Consider the following 17542-nt stretch of genomic DNA (forward strand, 5'->3'; position numbering starts at 1 on the left):
CCTAAAAGCAGAATTAAAGCTTTCATTTCTACGATGTTTAACTCATGGATGTGCTGTTTAATAATTTGATAATCAATATATTAATATTGTTTTTGTAACTATGACAAGAGAGCAAAAAGATAATTTGTTTGTATTGGTTAAGTCGCTGTCCAAATCAGAAAAGAGACAGTTTAAGCTTTATGTTGGTCGTTTAGGTGTCAATGAAGACTCAAAGTTTTTGACACTTTTTAATATTCTTGATAAACTTTCTGTTTACGACGAAGCCGTTATTCTTAAAAAAGGTATTGTAAAAAAACAACAACTTTCCAATTTAAAAGCGCATTTATATAAGCAAATTTTAATTAGTTTAAGGTTAAACCCTTCGCATCAAAATGTTAGAATTCAAATTCGTGAGCAATTAGATTTTGCTACCATTTTATATCATAAAGGACTTTATAAGCAAAGTTTGAAAATATTGGACAAAGCCAAAAGTTTAGCTATTGCCAATGAAGAAAAAAATATCGCTTATGAAATTGTAGAACTAGAAAAAATAATTGAATCTCAATATATTACCAGAAGTCTTAGTAATAGAGCAGACGAGTTATCTGTACAAGCAAAAGAGCTAAGTCAACAAAATGTCATAGCTAGTAAATTGTCCAACTTATCGCTTCAGCTATACGGTTTGTTTTTAAAAACAGGCTATATAAAAAACGATAAAGAAAATCAAAGAGTCACTAATTATTTTAATGATAGATTACCAAAATATGATATAAATAAATTAGGTTTTAGAGAGAAACTTTGGCTGTATAAAGCCTATTTGTGGTATAGTTTTTTAACCTCAGATTTTTTAGCGAGCTATAAATATGCTTCTAAATGGGTGGGCTTATTTTATGGAAATAAGGATATGATTATTTTAAATCCTGTCTTTTTTTTAAAGGGAAATCACTATTTACTTGAAGCATTATTTTATTTAAGGCAGTATGAAAAATTTAAGGAAACACTTTTTAATTTAGAAGCGGTTACAAGAGAAAAATGGTTTCCTGCAGATGACAATGTAGATGGACTGGCTTTTTTATATATTTATAATAATAAGTTTAATCTACACTTTATAGATGGGAGCTTTAAAGAAGGTTTGCCTTTAATAGACGAAATATTAGAACGTTTAATAAATTATAAAGATCGCATTGATGAGCACCACATTATGGTATTCTATTATAAGATAGCGAGTATGTATTTTGGTGCGGGAGAGAATAAAAAGTGTATTTACTTTTTAGAAAAAATAATAAGTAATAAATCTTTACAAATGCGTGAAGATTTATTGTGTTTTTCAAGAATTTTAAATCTTGTGGCTCATTATGAAGCAGGTCTGGATTATAATCTGGATGTATTAATAAGAAGCACTTATAAGTTTTTAATTAAAATGGAAGACTTATATGAAGTACAAAAGGAATTTATTAAATTTTTAAGAGGCCTAGGAGATATTTATCCAAATGAAGTGAAAAGGGAGTTTATCAAACTTCATAAAAAATTAAAACAATACGAAGATGATCCTTACCAAAGTCGTGCTTTCTTGTATTTAGATATTATTTCATGGCTGGAATCTAAAATAGAAAACAGACCAATTGACTTGATAATTAGAGATAAATTTGAAGCGAGTTTGTTAAGGAAATAAAAAGAGACTGTCTTTTTAACAGTCTCTTTAGAAATATTGTATTGATTATTAATTTAATCAATCAATAACTTTTTTACAATTTGTTTAGTTCCAATATTCCCTTTAAGAATATAGATTCCTTTTGTTAAACTTTTTACAGAAAACTCGATTAGATTACTACCTTTATTTAGTCTCATTTCTTTATGAATGACTACTCTGCCATGTATGTCAAATAGCTTAAATGAGCCTATTTGACCTAATTGACTAAGATACCTTAAAGAAAACTTAGACTTAGTTGGATTTGGATAAATCAATAATTCTTTTTCTGAAATGTCATTTTCTAATTCTTTAGATTTTAATGAAGTTTTTTTAGAAGAAGAGGCAGTTCCAAACACTTGTACTTCTCCCATATGCAAAATACCATTGGTGTTTTCAAGTTGTATCCTGATATATCTACCTGTTCTGTTTACCGCTCTTGAGGAAGGTGTTGCAGTTTGACCTGTTTCATGGAAATCTCCTACTCCAGATTGCCCTTGTGACCCTGCTATCGTTGTTGAAGTGAAAGGAGCATCTGAGACAAAAATATGATAGTTGGTTAAACGGTCGGCACAGCAATCGGTACGATTGTATACTTTAACATCGGTTATATTGGAGACAGCACCAAGGTCTACCTGCCACCAGGGTTGCGATTCCTGATTAGTATGTGACCCTTCACCATCAGGCCAGATTATACCAGAGGTGTTACCATCTATTGATTTACTTGCTACGTACGACCCAGAAGTACTGGATTGAGTAGCGGTTTTATTTAATGCGAGGTTCACAGGCGGATTGATTAGAGTACCGAGTACTTCCACTTCCGCCAGACTTAATGTACCCGTAGAACTGCTTAGTTGTACTCGAACATAACGACCATTGCGGTTAACGGAGATTGTGGTTGGTGTACCTGCCTGGGTGGTCTGATTGAAATCGCTTACCCCCGATTGCCCCTGGCTGCCTGAAACTGTGGTAGACGTAAATGCTACATCTGATACAAAAACATGGTAGTTGGACAATCTATCGGCACAACAATCGGTACGGTTATATACTTTTATATCTGTAATTGAAGCAACCTGTCCCAGGTCTACCTCCCACCATTCTTCAACGCCATCACTATGGTCTTCGTCTGAGTGGGTGACCGAGTTATTTGTCCAATTGCCATCCGTATTTCCATCGACGGCACGGCCCGACACACCTCCATGCGAATCACCAGATGAAGTAGTTGTTTTGCTTAATGCCAGATTGGTTGGTGTAACAGGAGGGGTAGCTGTATGGGCATTTTGCCAGTAAAACAAATCGCCTTTTCCTCCATCCAATGTGATATCAACGGTGTATTGCGTTCCTGAAACGGAAGTCAATGCCACTGTTTCTACATTTCCTGTACTTTTATTTACTCTTTTTAACTGATCTATAGGATTAGAACCAAAATCAATGGACAAGGTAATGCGCTGCTGCGTTGTGCTGGCTCTTCCACTGGTATTAGACACAGTATTGTTGGTATTGGCAGCACTCAAGCCATTCATCAACATGAAATACTTTGCATCCTTATTATGAACGGGTGCCATGGTAACCCCGGATGTATTATCAATACCAGTAACAGGGGTAAAATACCCAATATAAGTATCGCCGCTAAGGCTGTTGTTGGTAGAACCAAGGTTTGTAGCTGTAATACCAGTAACGTAAGGATCGTCAGAACTGGAAAATGACCATGCTACTGAACCTACTGGTACTGCATTATTAAGAGTGCTTCCTCCTGATTGATGCTGACCAACTGCGACGGTGACTTTAGTAGATTTTAATCTTGAAAGGTGTGGAGAAAGGTTTTTAATTTCACCTCCTAAATTGCCATAAAAAGTATAGATGTCACTTGTTGTTCCGTCTGAATTATGGAAGTAAAACGTTCCATTGTTGTCCTTGACATATCTGAAAATATTTAACCATTTGGCTCCCATCAGCAGTGGTAGATATGCATGTCCATTGATTTGTGTCTCTGACAAGACATAATTTCCGTGCTTAAATCCCTGTAGGTAGAACCCATAGTTGATCGGACTAGAACCTTCAAATGCTAATCCTCGATATTTATCAAGATGAGTAAGAATAGGCTGAAAAGATCGTCCATTATCAGTCGTACTATTATAATAGTACCAGTCATAGGAAATAAAATCTGGTTGAGCTATTTGTACGAAGCTTCTAATTTGCGCATCTGACCATTGACCAATATATTGATTGTTGTGCACCAACACATCTGGGTATTTAGCTTTGGACACATCAAACCATGCTTTGGTATTATTCACGACCGTAGAGCTATAATGCTCTTCATCTCCAAATCCGATGGTAGACAACTGACTTAGTTTACTTAGCTGATCTGGTCGTAAAAAGCCATTGTTTATTTCTGAGGTGTTAGGGGCTCTGTCGAGATGGTCGCCATAGGGTGCCTTTTCTAAAGACCATTGAGAATTGGGGAATTCGTTAAAAAAAGTTTGATTGAACATACCTCGCTCATACCATGTAGGTGCTGTAAGGTTTAAGTTGGTCCATTCAGTTCCTTGTGGAAAGTCCACACCTCCTGTGGTTAACAAGAATAAAGTTACGTTCGGATCGGCCTTGAGTTGATCAATGGTTTGGTTTGCTGAAAAGGAAGTGTTGGATACGAATACATGCGAATCTCCCAATCGATCTCCACAACAATCTGTACGATTCCATATTCGTATGCTATCGATTGCAACAGTACTCCCCAAATCTACTTCCCACCAAGCGGAAACTTCATCAAGTGTATGAGCTAGAGAATTATCAGTTAAACTCCCCGCTGTATTTCCGTCTACGGCTCTTGATGCAATATGGGCTCCATTTGTACTGCTTTGATTGGCTGTTTTACCTTGCGCCACATTTGTAGTGCCATCGTAAACTTCTATTTCTGCTACATTAAGAGATCCATTATAAGGTAGTTGTAGTCTTACATAACGAGCATTGATGTTATTGGTATTCAATTTAGAAGGTCGTCCAGGAAATTTAGTGTCAGTGTATGTCCATGCTTGGTATTGAATACCATGTTTTATAAATAATCTATCTGATCTGAAGGCAGATTGGGCTAAAACTTCTTGTTGTACTAAGAATAAAGCTGATAGTAAAAAAAGAATGAAGTAGAGTTGTTTATTTATATTGACAAGTTCTCTATTATAATATTTTTTCATAATAAAAATATTTGTTAATGATTATACTTTATATTAGTCTGATATCATTAGTCTGAGAAGGCATGCTACTATACAAAACATGAGGATTATCTAAACGATTAGATAATTAATAAACTGTAGATTATAGTTCAATTCCTTGGAATTTAACCTTAATGAGTTAAATGAGAGTACGATAAATCATAAGAGTGAGAGGTTTTTGTTAAATTTCACCTTTAGATTTTTAAGGTTTTATGTCATAGGCTTTTATGTTTTTATGATTGTGATTTTTTATTTTTAGAATCAGGAACGGTCATAATTTAATGACCATTCCTGATTAACTAGCTTAAAGTTTATGACTTTAATTTACGTCCCACCATAGTTTAGCACCTCCAGTGTCTTGACCACCAATGGTATTTACTGCTTTTAAAACTTCAGCATTATTAGTGCTGTATTCGTTAGGTAAATACGGAACTCTTTTCATGAGTCCTCTGCCTACGTTAGTATCGGTGTTTTCAGTATTGAGTAAAGGATACAAGATTTCTGCATCTGTTCTACGCAAATCTGCCCAAGCTTCCCATGATCCTTCAGGAAAAAGCGCTAAGTATTTTTGAACTGTAATTTGGGTACGTTGCTCATTAATAGTTGCAGCCCAAGATACAGGTACGCTAACAGGGGGTGTGGTGCTTAATCCAACTGCTGTATATTCTGCTGCCAAATCAGGAACAACTGGAGTAGATACCCCAGAAATATAATTACTAATGGCAGTAGCATCTGCAATACCCCATTGTCCCATTGACATTTGAATGCCTTGTTCATAATAGCTTTTGGCAGTGTCTCCACCCATATTCCAACCATTTATAGCACCTTCAGATCGGTTAAAGTAAATTTCAGCAGTTGTTATGATTTCTATAGCTTTACTGGTGCGTAAATCACTACCCCAAATAGCATCATTAGTTGACGCTACATCATCTCTTGTCCAATTTCTTACGGCTCCGCCTCCATTAGGTTGACCTGTAAAAGAGCCTCCATTAACCGATGGTGTAAACCAGACAGGGAGTCTTGGGTCACTATAACCTTTTAAGATACTTTCCATAGATGCAGACATGGCAAAACCCCAACCGCTACGACCAGTTATTTTGTTGAAATTATTATCTGTAGCATCACTTACAGCAAATAAGGCATTATCGGCATTTGATTCCATAACACCAGCTGCAACAGCAGATTCAGCCTGTATTTTAGCATTAGATGGGTCAATATCAGATATTCTTAAAGCCAATCGTAACCTTAAAGAATTTCCGAATTTTTTCCACTTTTGAATATTGCCATCAAAAACACGATCAAAACTTTGGAATATACCAACTGAACCAGATGATGTACCTAATGTATTATTTGCATTATCTAAGAGAGTAAAGAAATCATTATACATAGATTCTTGTGAATCATAAGGCACAGATTCGCCTCCTTTACCAGCTTCAAAATAAGGGATTGGTCCAAAATGATCAGTCATTTTGTGATACATGTATACCTTCCATATATCTAATATGGCTATAGCTTCAGCATTTCCTTCAGAGGCTTTATAGGCTGTATTCAATGAGGGTACTGCTAGACTATAAAATCGTGTCCAACCTCTTGCTCTCCAACCATCATTAACACCATTTCTTTCTGTAGGCCATCCAACATCTGTTACAGATTGAAAATGTACAAACACCATAGAATGTAACATAGTAATTAAGCCATAAGTTCCATGGTCATCTGACGATCCAGTATTTGATCCATGATGCAAGCCTTTATATAGAGCATTTGCAAAAGCAGGTCCAGCAAAAGAACCATCAAGTTCAGCAGCACTTATAGCATTAGGATCTGTATTAAGTTCATCAAAATTTTTTGTACATCCTGATAATACTATCAGAAAAACAAAAACCATTAAGTTGTTAATTTTAAATATATTTTCCATAATTATTCTTTATTTAAAATTCTAGTTTTATGTTAACTCCAAAATCTCTAGTAGTAGGGAGATTGAAAGATTCAATACCTTGTATGTTACCTATGCCAACACCCTGTTCTGGGTCGAAAAACTCAGCTTTATTAAGTAAAAAGAACAGGTTTCTACCTACTAGTGAGATGCTTGCATTTGAAAATGGTAAGTTTTTTAAAGTTTTACTAGGTAGTGAGTATCCAAATACTAATTCTCTTAAACGTATGTTGGTCGCATCATAGACAAAATCTTCGGCAGATCTAGCATTTCTTGGTGCTACATTTGTCCAATAAGTTTCAGCAGTAACATTTGTGGTGTTAGGTGTTGTTGAAGTAATATTTCCATCGTTATCTCTTGTCGCAACTACTCCATCTACTACAAATCCATCTCTATTAGCTAAAGTGAGTTTGCTAGCACCAATACCTGCTAACCTAGCTTGGGTATAGGATAGTACTTCGCCTCCAATTCTAAAATCAAGCAAAAAGCTTAAAGAAAAATTCTTATAGGCAAATCTGTTTTGCAAACCAGCAGTCCAGTCTGGATTAAAATTACCTCCTTTAATATCTAATCCAGAGGTGAATTCAGGAACACCATTACTGGCTACAAGAATGTCACCGTTATCTGTACGATTAAATCCTCTAATATAAAAATCTCCATATTCTCCCCCTTTGGTTACTTGTACTCTAGCTATTCTTCCTTCTCCTCCAATAGATAATGTTTCTCTGTCTCCATTTATACTAATAACTTTACTTTTATAAGAGGCAAAATTAGCAGTAATGTCCCAAGAAAAGTCTTTTAATTTTATAGGTTTGGCACTAAGAACAAATTCTATTCCTTTGTTTTCTACCTCACCACCATTAATGACTTTTTGGGAGAATCCTGAAGACTCAGGAATATCAATGGTAAATATTTGATCTGTAGTATTGGTTTTAAACCATGTGAAATCTAATCCAAGGCGATTTTTAAATAAACGAATATCGGTTCCAAATTCAATGGAAGATGATATTTCTGGTTTAAGGTTTTCGTTTGGTTTTAATGTATTTCTGGTTATAATACCTCCATTTGCTCCATTATAGATATAAGTAGGACTTAGGCGATAAGGTGCAGTATCATTACCAACTTGGGCGTAAGAAGCCCTAACTTTAAAATAAGTTAATTTATCGCTTTTTAAATTAGGAATCATTTCAGATAAAATAGAAGAAATACCTATTGACGGATAGAAAAAAGATCTGTTATTAGATGGTAGTGTTGATGACCAATCATTTCTGGTCGTTACATCTAAGAATAGGGCACTTTTATATCCAATTTGAGCAAACCCATACAAGGAATTTATTTTTCGTTCTGAAATAGATGATGATGCACGACCGATTTGAAGGTTACTTATTGAAAAGAAGTTTCTTCTACTCAATCTGTCATTTACACCTACTGAACTGCTTTTTTGGCTAAGTGCATTGCCTCCAAAGTTTAAGCCTAAGGAGAAATTTTCGAATGTCTTATTGTAAGCTAATAAAAAGTCAGTATTTATCTCCTGTACTTCACGTTTGCTTTCGCCATAGCTACCATCATCATTTCCAAAAGCTCTTGCTCCATAAGATTTTGAAATGGTGTTATTTGTATATTGGTCTATCCCAGATCTTACCTGAAGGCTTAAAGATTCTGCGAATTGGTATTTAAGAGAGGTAAAGCCTATAAATCTATTTCTTTTTTCATCACGTCTGTTATGTCGATTGGAAAACCAAAAAGGATTACCACCAACTGCTCCAAGATCATCTCTGCTAACAAAATTATATTGTAGTTGCCCTGCGGCATCAATATATTCAAAGTCTTTGTATTGGCTAAAAGGAAGACTTCGAGGTAATGTATATGCTGCTTCACCGGTAGAGGTTTCTCCAGTTTTTAGAGGGTTGTTAAGGTCTTGAAGTATAAAGTTGGCTTTAGCATCTAAGGTTAACTTATCTGTTAAGTTACTAGTTAATCTAAGGTTTAGGTTATGTCTGTCCAAACGATTACCACCTACAATACCTTCTGCAGTTGTATTAGTGTATGAAAAATAGCCTTGGATCTGTTCTTTACCAACAGTTACCGAAATAGAATTAGCTAAATTATAACCCGTATCAAAAAAGTCTATAACATTGTTTGGTTGTGCTACATAAGTATAAGTAGCGGGACCTGCATAATCAGGATTATGTAAGGGCTGCCATGCCGTTACACTTTGACCATTTAATTTAGCTCCCCAGCTATTTCTGGAAGTAGCCTGATAAGCTCCTAATGAGCCTTGACCATATTCATTTTGTAAATCCAAAAGATTATAGGCAGATGAGAAAGTAATATTAGAAGAGACAGATATTTTTGTTCCAAAAGCCCCTTTACCAGATTTTGTATTAATGATAATAACTCCATTACTAGCTCTAGTTCCATACAGGGCAGCAGCAGATGGTCCTTTTAATACAGATATAGATTCGATATCCTCTGGGTTTATATTTGAAATACCATCAGAGCCTGTAAAGCCGCCAGTATCACTATTAGGTGTAGAAGCTGAATTGTCAATAGGTATTCCATCTATAACATATAAAGGTTGATTATTTCCTGTTAAAGATCTATTTCCTCTTAATGTAACTCTAGAAGAGCTACCTACACCGTTAGAAGCTGTAGAAAAATTTAATCCAGCAACTTTACCAGAAAGCGAATTAGCAACATTTAACGATCGAGCTTCAGAAACTTCATCAACCCCAACATTCTGAGCAGAATAGGTAATAGCTTTTTTTTCACGTTTTATACCAAGAGCAGTTACTACAACTTCATTTAAGTTAGCAGCATCTTCCAGCATGGTTACATTTAGAATGGTGTTGTCACCTACCTCAATCGTTTGCGTTTTCATACCTAAAAAAGAAAAAATTAAGACATCTCCTTTAGAAGCTTCTAGTGTGTAATTACCATCAAAGTCTGTCTGAGTTCCTGTTGATGTATTTTGAATTATAATATTTACTCCAGGAAGAGGGACATTACTTTGATCAGTAACAGTGCCTTTAATTTCGGATTGTTGTATAACTACGTTATTGAGTAAAGGTGTTTTTGTTTTTTCAGAATGAAGTTTTAGCATGATATGTTTATTTAAAACTTCATAAGAAATATAACTTTTTGAGAATAAATGTTTCAGAACATGAGAGATCCGTTTTTTGTTTACTGAGATAGATACTTTTTTATCAAGATTTACAATGCTATTTTCATAAAAGAAGATAAATTCGGACTGTGATTCAATCTTCTTAAGTACATTTTCAATAGTAACATTTTCTAAATTTAAGGTCACCTTGGTGTTTTGAGAATAGGTGTTGGCCTGAATTTGAAAGAAAGAAACTATAACTAAAAGTGTCGTTAATTTCATTTTTAAACTGATGTTGGGAAAGTCGTTTCCTAACAACTTCCGAGTAAGGATTTTTTTCATACTTTTGTTTTGATTTTTAAATGCTTAGGTTGTTTTTAAATCATTATTTTACTTAATCGGAAAGTGGGTTCAGCATTTTCCGATTTTTTTGTTTGCTTCATTTCATATATTATAGTTTAAGGGTTAATAATTATTATGGTATTGTTCTGTATCATGTATTCAAACTCCATATATTCGCTAAATACATCTAATACTTTTTCTATATTATCTTTAATATTAAAAGAGGAGGTAAACTGTCTGTTTTCTATGTCTTTATAATGGTTTTTAAAGTGAACATTATAATGGCGCTCTAATTTTTTTAAGATATTTTTAAACGGAGTATCGTAAAAGTTAAATTTACCATTCATCCATTCTGTATAAATATTTGTATCTACTTCGTTAATAGAAGTTTGTTTTAATGTTTTGTTCCAAGAAGCCATTTGGTTGGGTTTTAATAAAATAGCATTTTCATGAATGTCATTATTAAATATTTTTACAGAACCTTCTACTAAAACAGTATTAATATTTTGGTCTTCAGGGTATGAAGACACATTAAATTGAGTTCCTAATACTTTTATGTTAACGTCTTGAGCATTTACAATAAAAGGATGATCAAGGTTTTTAGCAACATCTAAAAAAGCTTCACCTGTAACAAATACCTGCCTGTTCATTCCTTTTAAAAATTGAGTAGGATATCTAAGGGAAGATCCCGCATTTAAATGAACTTTAGTGCCATCTGATAAAACAATTTGAAACATTTTTCCATGAGGAATTTTAAGTGTATTATATGTTAAATCCCCATGATTTATGGTTTTATTATTATACACTAATTTTGAGCCTTGTTGCATTCCTAAAATGACTCCTTGAGTATCTGTAATCTTTTGAGCTTTATTAATATCTATTTCTTGAATATCTCCATTGTCTAATTGAAGTGTTATAGATTCATTCTTGATAGTTAATTGATTATCAGTGTTTTTGGTGTTTAAGAGATTAGATTGTTGGAGATGGATAAATGTTGTTAAACCAATAATGCCGATAAAAATAGCTGCATATTTATACCACTTAATAAGATTTATTTTTCTTGTGCGTGCTTTATGTTTTTGAAGAACAGAAGCTTTTGCTGCAACCACATCTATTTTAGAATAGTCGCTTATTTTTTGTTCAAGTAATTTTTGATTTTGAAATTTTTGAAATAAATCTTTGTTTTTTTGCGACTCATTTAACCATGATTCAAAAGCTGTTTTTTCTTGTTTAGACAAGTTCTTATAGAGTGCTTTTGTAATTAGTTCTGCACGTTTTAAGTGTTTTTCAATTTTTTCGTTTTCCAAAGTATTATTGCTTAATTGACTATAAAACAACTGAAAACTAAAAAAGAGGTATAAAAAATAATTATATTTTAAAAAGTAACGCCAAAATAGATACTATTTCAGGCTTTAAAAGCTCAGACAATATTTTTTTTCCTTGCTTTTTTTGAACTTTAACAGTTTCAATAGAAATTTCCATCTGTTCGGCAATTTCGGGGTTTTTTAATCCTTTCAAACTTAATTCAAAGACTTCTTTACAGCGTTTCGGTAGTTGGTTTAAAGCTTTTATTAAATGAAAATAAACTTCTTCTTCAAAGATTTTATCAAGAAAATTATCTTCAAACATGACAGCCTTTTTTTCATTAGCGTATAACTGTTTTACCTTTTCGTGCTTGTTATAGTTAAGACAAGCATTTTTTACAGATTTATATAAAAAGGCTTTTAGAGAGGTTAAAGAATCAAATTCATACTTTTTTTGAAGCAAAAGCATAAAAACTTCTTGTACAATATCTTCAGAGATATCTTGATTGAAATTAACATATTGATTGGCAAATAAGACTAAAGGCTTATAGGTTTCAATAAAAACCGAGTTAAAGATCTCTCGGTTTTCAAAAGTTATTCTAATACTATCTTTAGGTTTTAGGGTTCCCAATTAAGTCTTTTTAATCAAGGGCTTAAACTAATCAAATTTTGTAAAATCACCAAATAGGCATAATTAAGGGCATATCTATTTTCAGTTACACGGTCGCCACGTTACCCAGAATTCATTTCAGAGTCTCATTTATAAGGTTGATTTAGTGATATGAGGTTCTAAAACAAGATCAGAATGATACCTTTGTTAACTTTAGAATGTTTTGCAAGGAATATAAATCAATATATTAAAATAGTATAAAAGGTCGGTTAGTAAAATAATTTAAAAAAAAAGCAGAAAAAATTTGGATTATAACTTTTTCTGAACGAATATTTGCATACACAAAGTTCAATCACTTATTGAAATGTTATCGAGAAAGGCGGAGGGATTAGACCCTATGAAGCCTTAGCAACCCTTTATACGTAAAGAAGGTGCTAAATTCTACCCCATCCAGAAATTATTTCAGGATTCACGGATAGATAACCAAACGAAATTACTTTCAGTAATTTTAAATTTTCTTTTTAACATTTTTCTATATAAGTACGCTACTCGTAGCATATTTAACTTTTGGTTTAATCGTAAAGAATTTCTAAATGTTTTCATTTAGATAACCTTTAAAAATGTCATTCTCGTATAAGTCGAGAATCAATTAATAAAAATTAGAAAAATGAGTACACAAAAATTAGCAACAAATGCATTACACGCAGGTCATGACTTTACAGCAAACGGAGGTACAAGAGCCGTGCCTATTTATCAAACGACATCGTATGTTTTTAAGGATTCAGACCATGCAGCAAACCTATTTTCATTAAAAGAATTAGGATTTATATATACCAGACTTAATAACCCGACGAATCAAATTCTACAAGAGCGTTTAGCTGCCGTTGAAGGTGGTGTTGGAGCCGTTGTTTTTGCTTCGGGGACTGCAGCTATTTCAACAGGATTATTAACGCTCTTAAAAGCAGGAGACCATATTGTAGCATCTAGTAGCTTATACGGAGGAACTTATAATCTATTAAGTGTAACGTTGCCTAGGTTAGGGATTACGACGACCTTTGTAGATGCTTCCAATCCAGATAATTTTAAGGATGCTGTACAAGATAATACAAAAGCATTTTTTGTGGAATCTTTAGGAAACCCGAAATTAGATGTTTTAGATTTAGAAGCTATTGCTGTGCATTCTAAAGCGGCGGGTGTGCCTTTTATTGTTGATAATACCGTAGCCACACCAGCATTATTGAATCCATTAAAGCATGGCGCAAACATTGTCATTCATTCCCTTACCAAATACATTGGTGGTCAGGGAACTTCTTTAGGGGGCGCTATTATTGATGGTGGTACTTTTGATTGGACAAACGGAAAATTCCCTGAATTTACAGAGCCTTCAGCTGGATATCATGGCTTAGTTTATAGCGAAGCCCTAGGTGCAGCTGCTTATACCTTTAAATTGATTTTAGAAGGATTAAGAGATTTTGGTGGTGCTTTAAGTCCATATAATGCCTTTCAAATCATTCAGGGCTTAGAAACGCTACCGGTAAGAATTAAGCAACATAGTGAAAATGCTTTAGAACTTGCAAAGTGGTTAGAAAAACAAGACGAAGTTGCTTGGGTAAATTATCCAGGTTTAGAAAGTAGCAAATACAAAGCTTTGGCAGATAAATACTTACCCAAAGGGCAAAGTGGTATCGTTACTTTTGGTGCTAAAGGAGGATATGATGCCGCTAAAACTATAGCAGATAAAACAAAAATATTTTCATTATTAGCAAATATTGGAGATACAAAATCATTAATTATTCATCCAGCAAGTACAACACATCAACAGTTAAGTGATGAAGAACAAGTCTCTGCCGGTGCTACAAAAGATTTAATTAGATTATCAGTTGGTATAGAAGACGTAGAAGATTTAAAAGCCGATTTAAAAACTGCTTTTAGCGAAATTTAAGTCCTAAATAATTACGAATGAAAGACGTATTGTCATATATCATAATTCCAAACTATACTACCGAAAGTGGTGTTATGACCTCAGAAATTAAACTGAGTTATCAACTTTTTGGTAAAACTTTGGGTACAGCACCTGTAGTTTTGGTAAATCATGCTTTAACAGGTAATAGTCATGTTGCCGGAGATGATGGTTGGTGGAAAGATTTGGTTGGTAAGGATAAAGTCATAGACACTAATTTATATACTGTTTTAGCTTTTAATATTCCCGGAAATAGTTTTGATGGGTTTGTCATTGATAACTATAAAGATTTTGTTGCCAGAGATGTCGCAAAATTGTTTTTAACAGGTCTTAAAAAACTAAAGATTGATAAGCTTTTTGCTATTATAGGAGGCTCGTTAGGTGGAGGTATTGCATGGGAAATGGCTGCTATAAAGCCAGATGTTACAGCCCATTTGATACCTGTGGCTACCGATTGGAAATCGACCGATTGGTTAATTGCCAATTGTCAAATACAAGAGCAATTTCTATTAAACTCAAGAAATCCGGTACACGATGCCAGAATGCATGCCATGTTATGTTATCGTACTCCGGAATCATTTAAAGAACGTTTTCAACGTTCTAAAAATGAAGATTTAGAGATTTTTAATGTAGAAAGTTGGTTACTACATCATGGCAAAAAACTGCAAGAACGTTTTCAATTATCAGCATATAAACTGATGAATCAATTATTAAAAACGATCGATGTTACTAAAAACAGAGCCAACGATTTTAATGTTTTGGAACGTATCGATGCTAACATTCATATTGTAGGTGTAGATTCTGATTTGTTTTTTACGGCAGAAGAAAACAGGCAAACTCATAAACAATTGGCGTTGACACATCCAAATGTGACCTACAACGAAATACATTCAGTCCATGGGCACGATGCATTTTTAATGGAATATGAACAATTAGAAAAAATCATAGAAGGCATTTTTGTGCCAGATTCTAAAAAAAGAAAAATGAAAGTACTAAAATTTGGAGGAAAATCTTTAGCAAACGGTGATGGCTTGAATAAAGTTATTTCCATTATAGAAAGTAAAGTTAATAATGGTGAAAGAATTTCTGCTGTTGTATCTGCAAGAGGAAACGCTACAGATGCACTAGAGGAAATTTTAAATAGAGCTTTAAACGGAGAGGCTTTTCAAGACGAATTAGAAGCCTTTAAGGCGTACCAAAAAGAACCCTTAAAAACAATAGACTTTTCTGAGCAGTTTTCAATCCTTGATAAACTTTTTGAAGGGGTTAGCTTATTACGCGATTGCAGTCAAAAAACGAAAGATGAAATTTTGGCTCAAGGTGAGTTGTTGTCTGTTAAATTGCTTTCAGAATTACTTATTCAACGCGGTATTAAAGCAAAAGCTACAGATGCGCGACAATTAATTAAAACGGATAATGCCTTTGGTAATGCACAGCCTATTTCGCAATTAACTAAAGATAATGTTAGAAATTATTTTAAACAAAATAATGGTGATACCGTTAATATTGTCACAGGGTTTATAGCATCTAATTCGAAGAATGAAACGACTACTTTAGGTAGAAATGGAAGTAATTATACAGCCGCTTTATTAGCGAATTATTTGGATGCTGAAGAGCTGCAAAATTATACACATGTAAATGGCATTTATACGGCAAATCCAGATTTGGTTGCCGATGCGCAAAAAATTAGAGAATTGTCATTTAGTGAAGCAAATGAATTAGCTAATTTCGGAACAAATGTTTTACATGCGAAGACCATTATTCCTTTAGTAGAAAAGAATATTAACCTTCGCATTTTAAACACCTTTAATTCAGATGATGCAGGGACTTTAATTACAGCAAAACCAAGTTCTAAAGAAGTAACATCCTTATCGGTTTTAGATAATGTAGCATTATTAAATTTAGAAGGACGCGGTTTATTAGGAAAGATTGGGGTGGATGCCAGAATTTTTAAAGCCTTAAGTATTCATGATATTAGTGTGAGTATTATTTCCCAAGGATCTTCAGAGAGAGGTATTGGATTGATTATAAATGCAGAACTAGCAACTCAAGCAGTTATTGCACTAGAGCGTGAATTTGAAAACGATTTTTATGCACAAGACGTTAATAAAATTGAAATAATTGATGACGTTTCTGTCATCTCAATTATAGGGATTGAATTAAGTTCATTCCATAAACCATTTAATGCATTGATTAAAAACCAGATTACCCCCTTATTGTTTAATAATACAGTGACAGGTAGAAATGTAAGCTTGGTGGTTAAAAAGAATCAATTACACAAAGCCATGAATGTTATTCATGGAGAGGTTTTCGGAATTTCAAAAAAGATAAATATTGCCATTTTTGGACATGGAGGTGTCGGTGGAGCCTTAATCAACCAGATATTGAAATCTAAAGATGATATTGAAAATCGTAAAGGCATTAACTTAAATGTTTTCGCCATTGCTAATTCCAGAAAACTCCTTTTAGACAAAAATGGTGTTAGTTCAAGCTGGAAAAGCGATATAGAATCTGCATCGAAAGAAAGTTCTATTGAAGAGATTATAAGCTTTGCTAAAGCTCATCATTTAGAAAATTTAATAGCTGTTGATAATACAGCGAGTGCAGAATTTCATGAAAATTATATACCCTTAGTTGAAGCTGGTTTTGATTTAGTATCTTCTAATAAAGTAGCCAATACGGTTTCTCATGATTTTTATAAAGGCTTAAGAGGCCAGTTAAAAGAACACAATAAGGAATATCTTTATGAAACTACGGTCGGTGCAGGTTTACCACTGATTGATACAATTAAATTATTGCATGAATCTGGAGAAAATATTACCAGAATACGAGGTGTTTTTTCAGGAACATTAAGCTATTTATTTAATAATTTTTCGGTTCAGGATAAACCGTTTAGTGTTATTGTTCAAGAGACGATAGATAAAGGCTTTACAGAACCAGACCCGAGAGAAGATTTTTCTGGAAATGATGTTGCCAGGAAACTATTAATTTTAGCAAGAGAGTTAGATCTGCATAACGAATTTGAAGATGTTGGAGTTCAGAATTTAATTCCAGAAGCCTATCAAAATATTTCAGTTCAGGAATTTTTAAAACAGCTGGATGTTTTGGATGAAGCATTTCAAAAAATAAAAGACGAACAGAAAGCAGGTCATGTGCTAAGATATGTAGGTGATTTATTTGGAGATTTATCTCAAGATAAAGGGAATTTGGAAGTGAAGTTAGTATCTATTCCAGAGGACAGCACATTAGGTCATGTAAAAGGATCGGATGCTATTTTTGAGATTTTCACTGAGTCTTATGGAGAGCAACCCATCGTTATTCAAGGAGCCGGAGCCGGAGCTGAAGTAACAGCAAGAGGTGTTTTTGGAGATATTTTAAGGTTGTCTAAGCATATTAATTAAAAATATTGGAATTA

At 33.7% G+C, this 17542-nt stretch carries 8 protein-coding genes and 1 riboswitch; of the genes, 3 read left to right on the top strand and 5 right to left on the bottom strand.

Features of this window, described 5'->3' with window-relative positions; genetic code table 11:
• Positions 1 to 100: 100 nt before the first annotated feature.
• Positions 101 to 1651 (top strand): hypothetical protein, encoded by a 1551-nt coding sequence (locus Q4Q47_RS11725; RefSeq protein WP_303306845.1) that lies wholly within the window; start codon positions 101 to 103, stop codon positions 1649 to 1651.
• 53 nt (positions 1652 to 1704) lie between these two features.
• On the opposite strand, the gene Q4Q47_RS11730 is transcribed toward Q4Q47_RS11725, so the two are convergent.
• From Q4Q47_RS11730 to Q4Q47_RS11750, 5 genes are all read right to left on the bottom strand, one after another.
• A complete protein-coding gene (locus Q4Q47_RS11730) occupies positions 1705 to 4857 on the bottom strand; it encodes a galactose-binding domain-containing protein (protein WP_303306846.1) in 3153 nt (1050 codons plus the stop codon).
• A 337-nt stretch (positions 4858 to 5194) separates the two neighbouring features.
• Positions 5195 to 6790 (bottom strand): SusD/RagB family nutrient-binding outer membrane lipoprotein, encoded by a 1596-nt coding sequence (locus Q4Q47_RS11735; protein WP_303306847.1) that lies wholly within the window; start codon positions 6788 to 6790, stop codon positions 5195 to 5197.
• A 13-nt stretch (positions 6791 to 6803) separates the two neighbouring features.
• Positions 6804 to 10253, bottom strand: coding sequence for a SusC/RagA family TonB-linked outer membrane protein (locus Q4Q47_RS11740; RefSeq protein ID WP_303306848.1), 3450 nt, complete (start codon positions 10251 to 10253; stop codon positions 6804 to 6806).
• A 116-nt stretch (positions 10254 to 10369) separates the two neighbouring features.
• Entirely contained in the window at positions 10370 to 11560 is a 1191-nt protein-coding gene (locus Q4Q47_RS11745) for a FecR family protein (protein WP_303306849.1), read from the bottom strand.
• 61 nt (positions 11561 to 11621) lie between these two features.
• On the bottom strand, positions 11622 to 12188 hold the full coding sequence (locus tag Q4Q47_RS11750; protein ID WP_303306850.1) for an RNA polymerase sigma-70 factor: 567 nt from the start codon (positions 12186 to 12188) through the stop codon (positions 11622 to 11624).
• Between the two features lie 343 nt (positions 12189 to 12531).
• Positions 12532 to 12653: riboswitch (SAM riboswitch) on the top strand.
• A 181-nt stretch (positions 12654 to 12834) separates the two neighbouring features.
• Between Q4Q47_RS11750 and Q4Q47_RS11755 the strand changes: the two genes are divergently transcribed.
• Together Q4Q47_RS11755 and thrA are read left to right on the top strand one after the other, a co-directional pair.
• The gene (locus Q4Q47_RS11755) at positions 12835 to 14109 is read left to right on the top strand and encodes an O-acetylhomoserine aminocarboxypropyltransferase/cysteine synthase family protein (protein WP_303306851.1); all 1275 of its coding nucleotides are present in this window, start codon (positions 12835 to 12837) and stop codon (positions 14107 to 14109) included.
• Positions 14110 to 14126: 17 nt separating this feature from the next.
• Positions 14127 to 17528 carry a bifunctional aspartate kinase/homoserine dehydrogenase I gene (gene thrA / locus Q4Q47_RS11760; protein ID WP_303306852.1) on the top strand — a complete coding sequence of 1134 codons (3402 nt, stop codon included), beginning with the start codon at positions 14127 to 14129 and terminating at the stop codon, positions 17526 to 17528.
• Positions 17529 to 17542: the final 14 nt, after the last annotated feature.

The organism is Flavivirga spongiicola, assembly GCF_030540825.1.
Taxonomy (GTDB): Bacteria; Bacteroidota; Bacteroidia; order Flavobacteriales; family Flavobacteriaceae; genus Flavivirga; species Flavivirga spongiicola.

Excerpts from the sequence above, each read along its gene's own strand:
- Q4Q47_RS11725 (WP_303306845.1), top strand. The coding sequence starts at position 101 with ATGACAAGAGAGCAAAAAGATAATTTGTTTGTATTGGTTAAGTCGCTG.
- Q4Q47_RS11730 (WP_303306846.1), bottom strand. The coding sequence starts at position 4,857 with ATGAAAAAATATTATAATAGAGAACTTGTCAATATAAATAAACAACTC.
- Q4Q47_RS11735 (WP_303306847.1), bottom strand. The coding sequence starts at position 6,790 with ATGGAAAATATATTTAAAATTAACAACTTAATGGTTTTTGTTTTTCTG.
- Q4Q47_RS11740 (WP_303306848.1), bottom strand. The coding sequence starts at position 10,253 with ATGAAAAAAATCCTTACTCGGAAGTTGTTAGGAAACGACTTTCCCAAC.
- Q4Q47_RS11755 (WP_303306851.1), top strand. The coding sequence starts at position 12,835 with ATGAGTACACAAAAATTAGCAACAAATGCATTACACGCAGGTCATGAC.
- thrA (WP_303306852.1), top strand. The coding sequence starts at position 14,127 with ATGAAAGACGTATTGTCATATATCATAATTCCAAACTATACTACCGAA.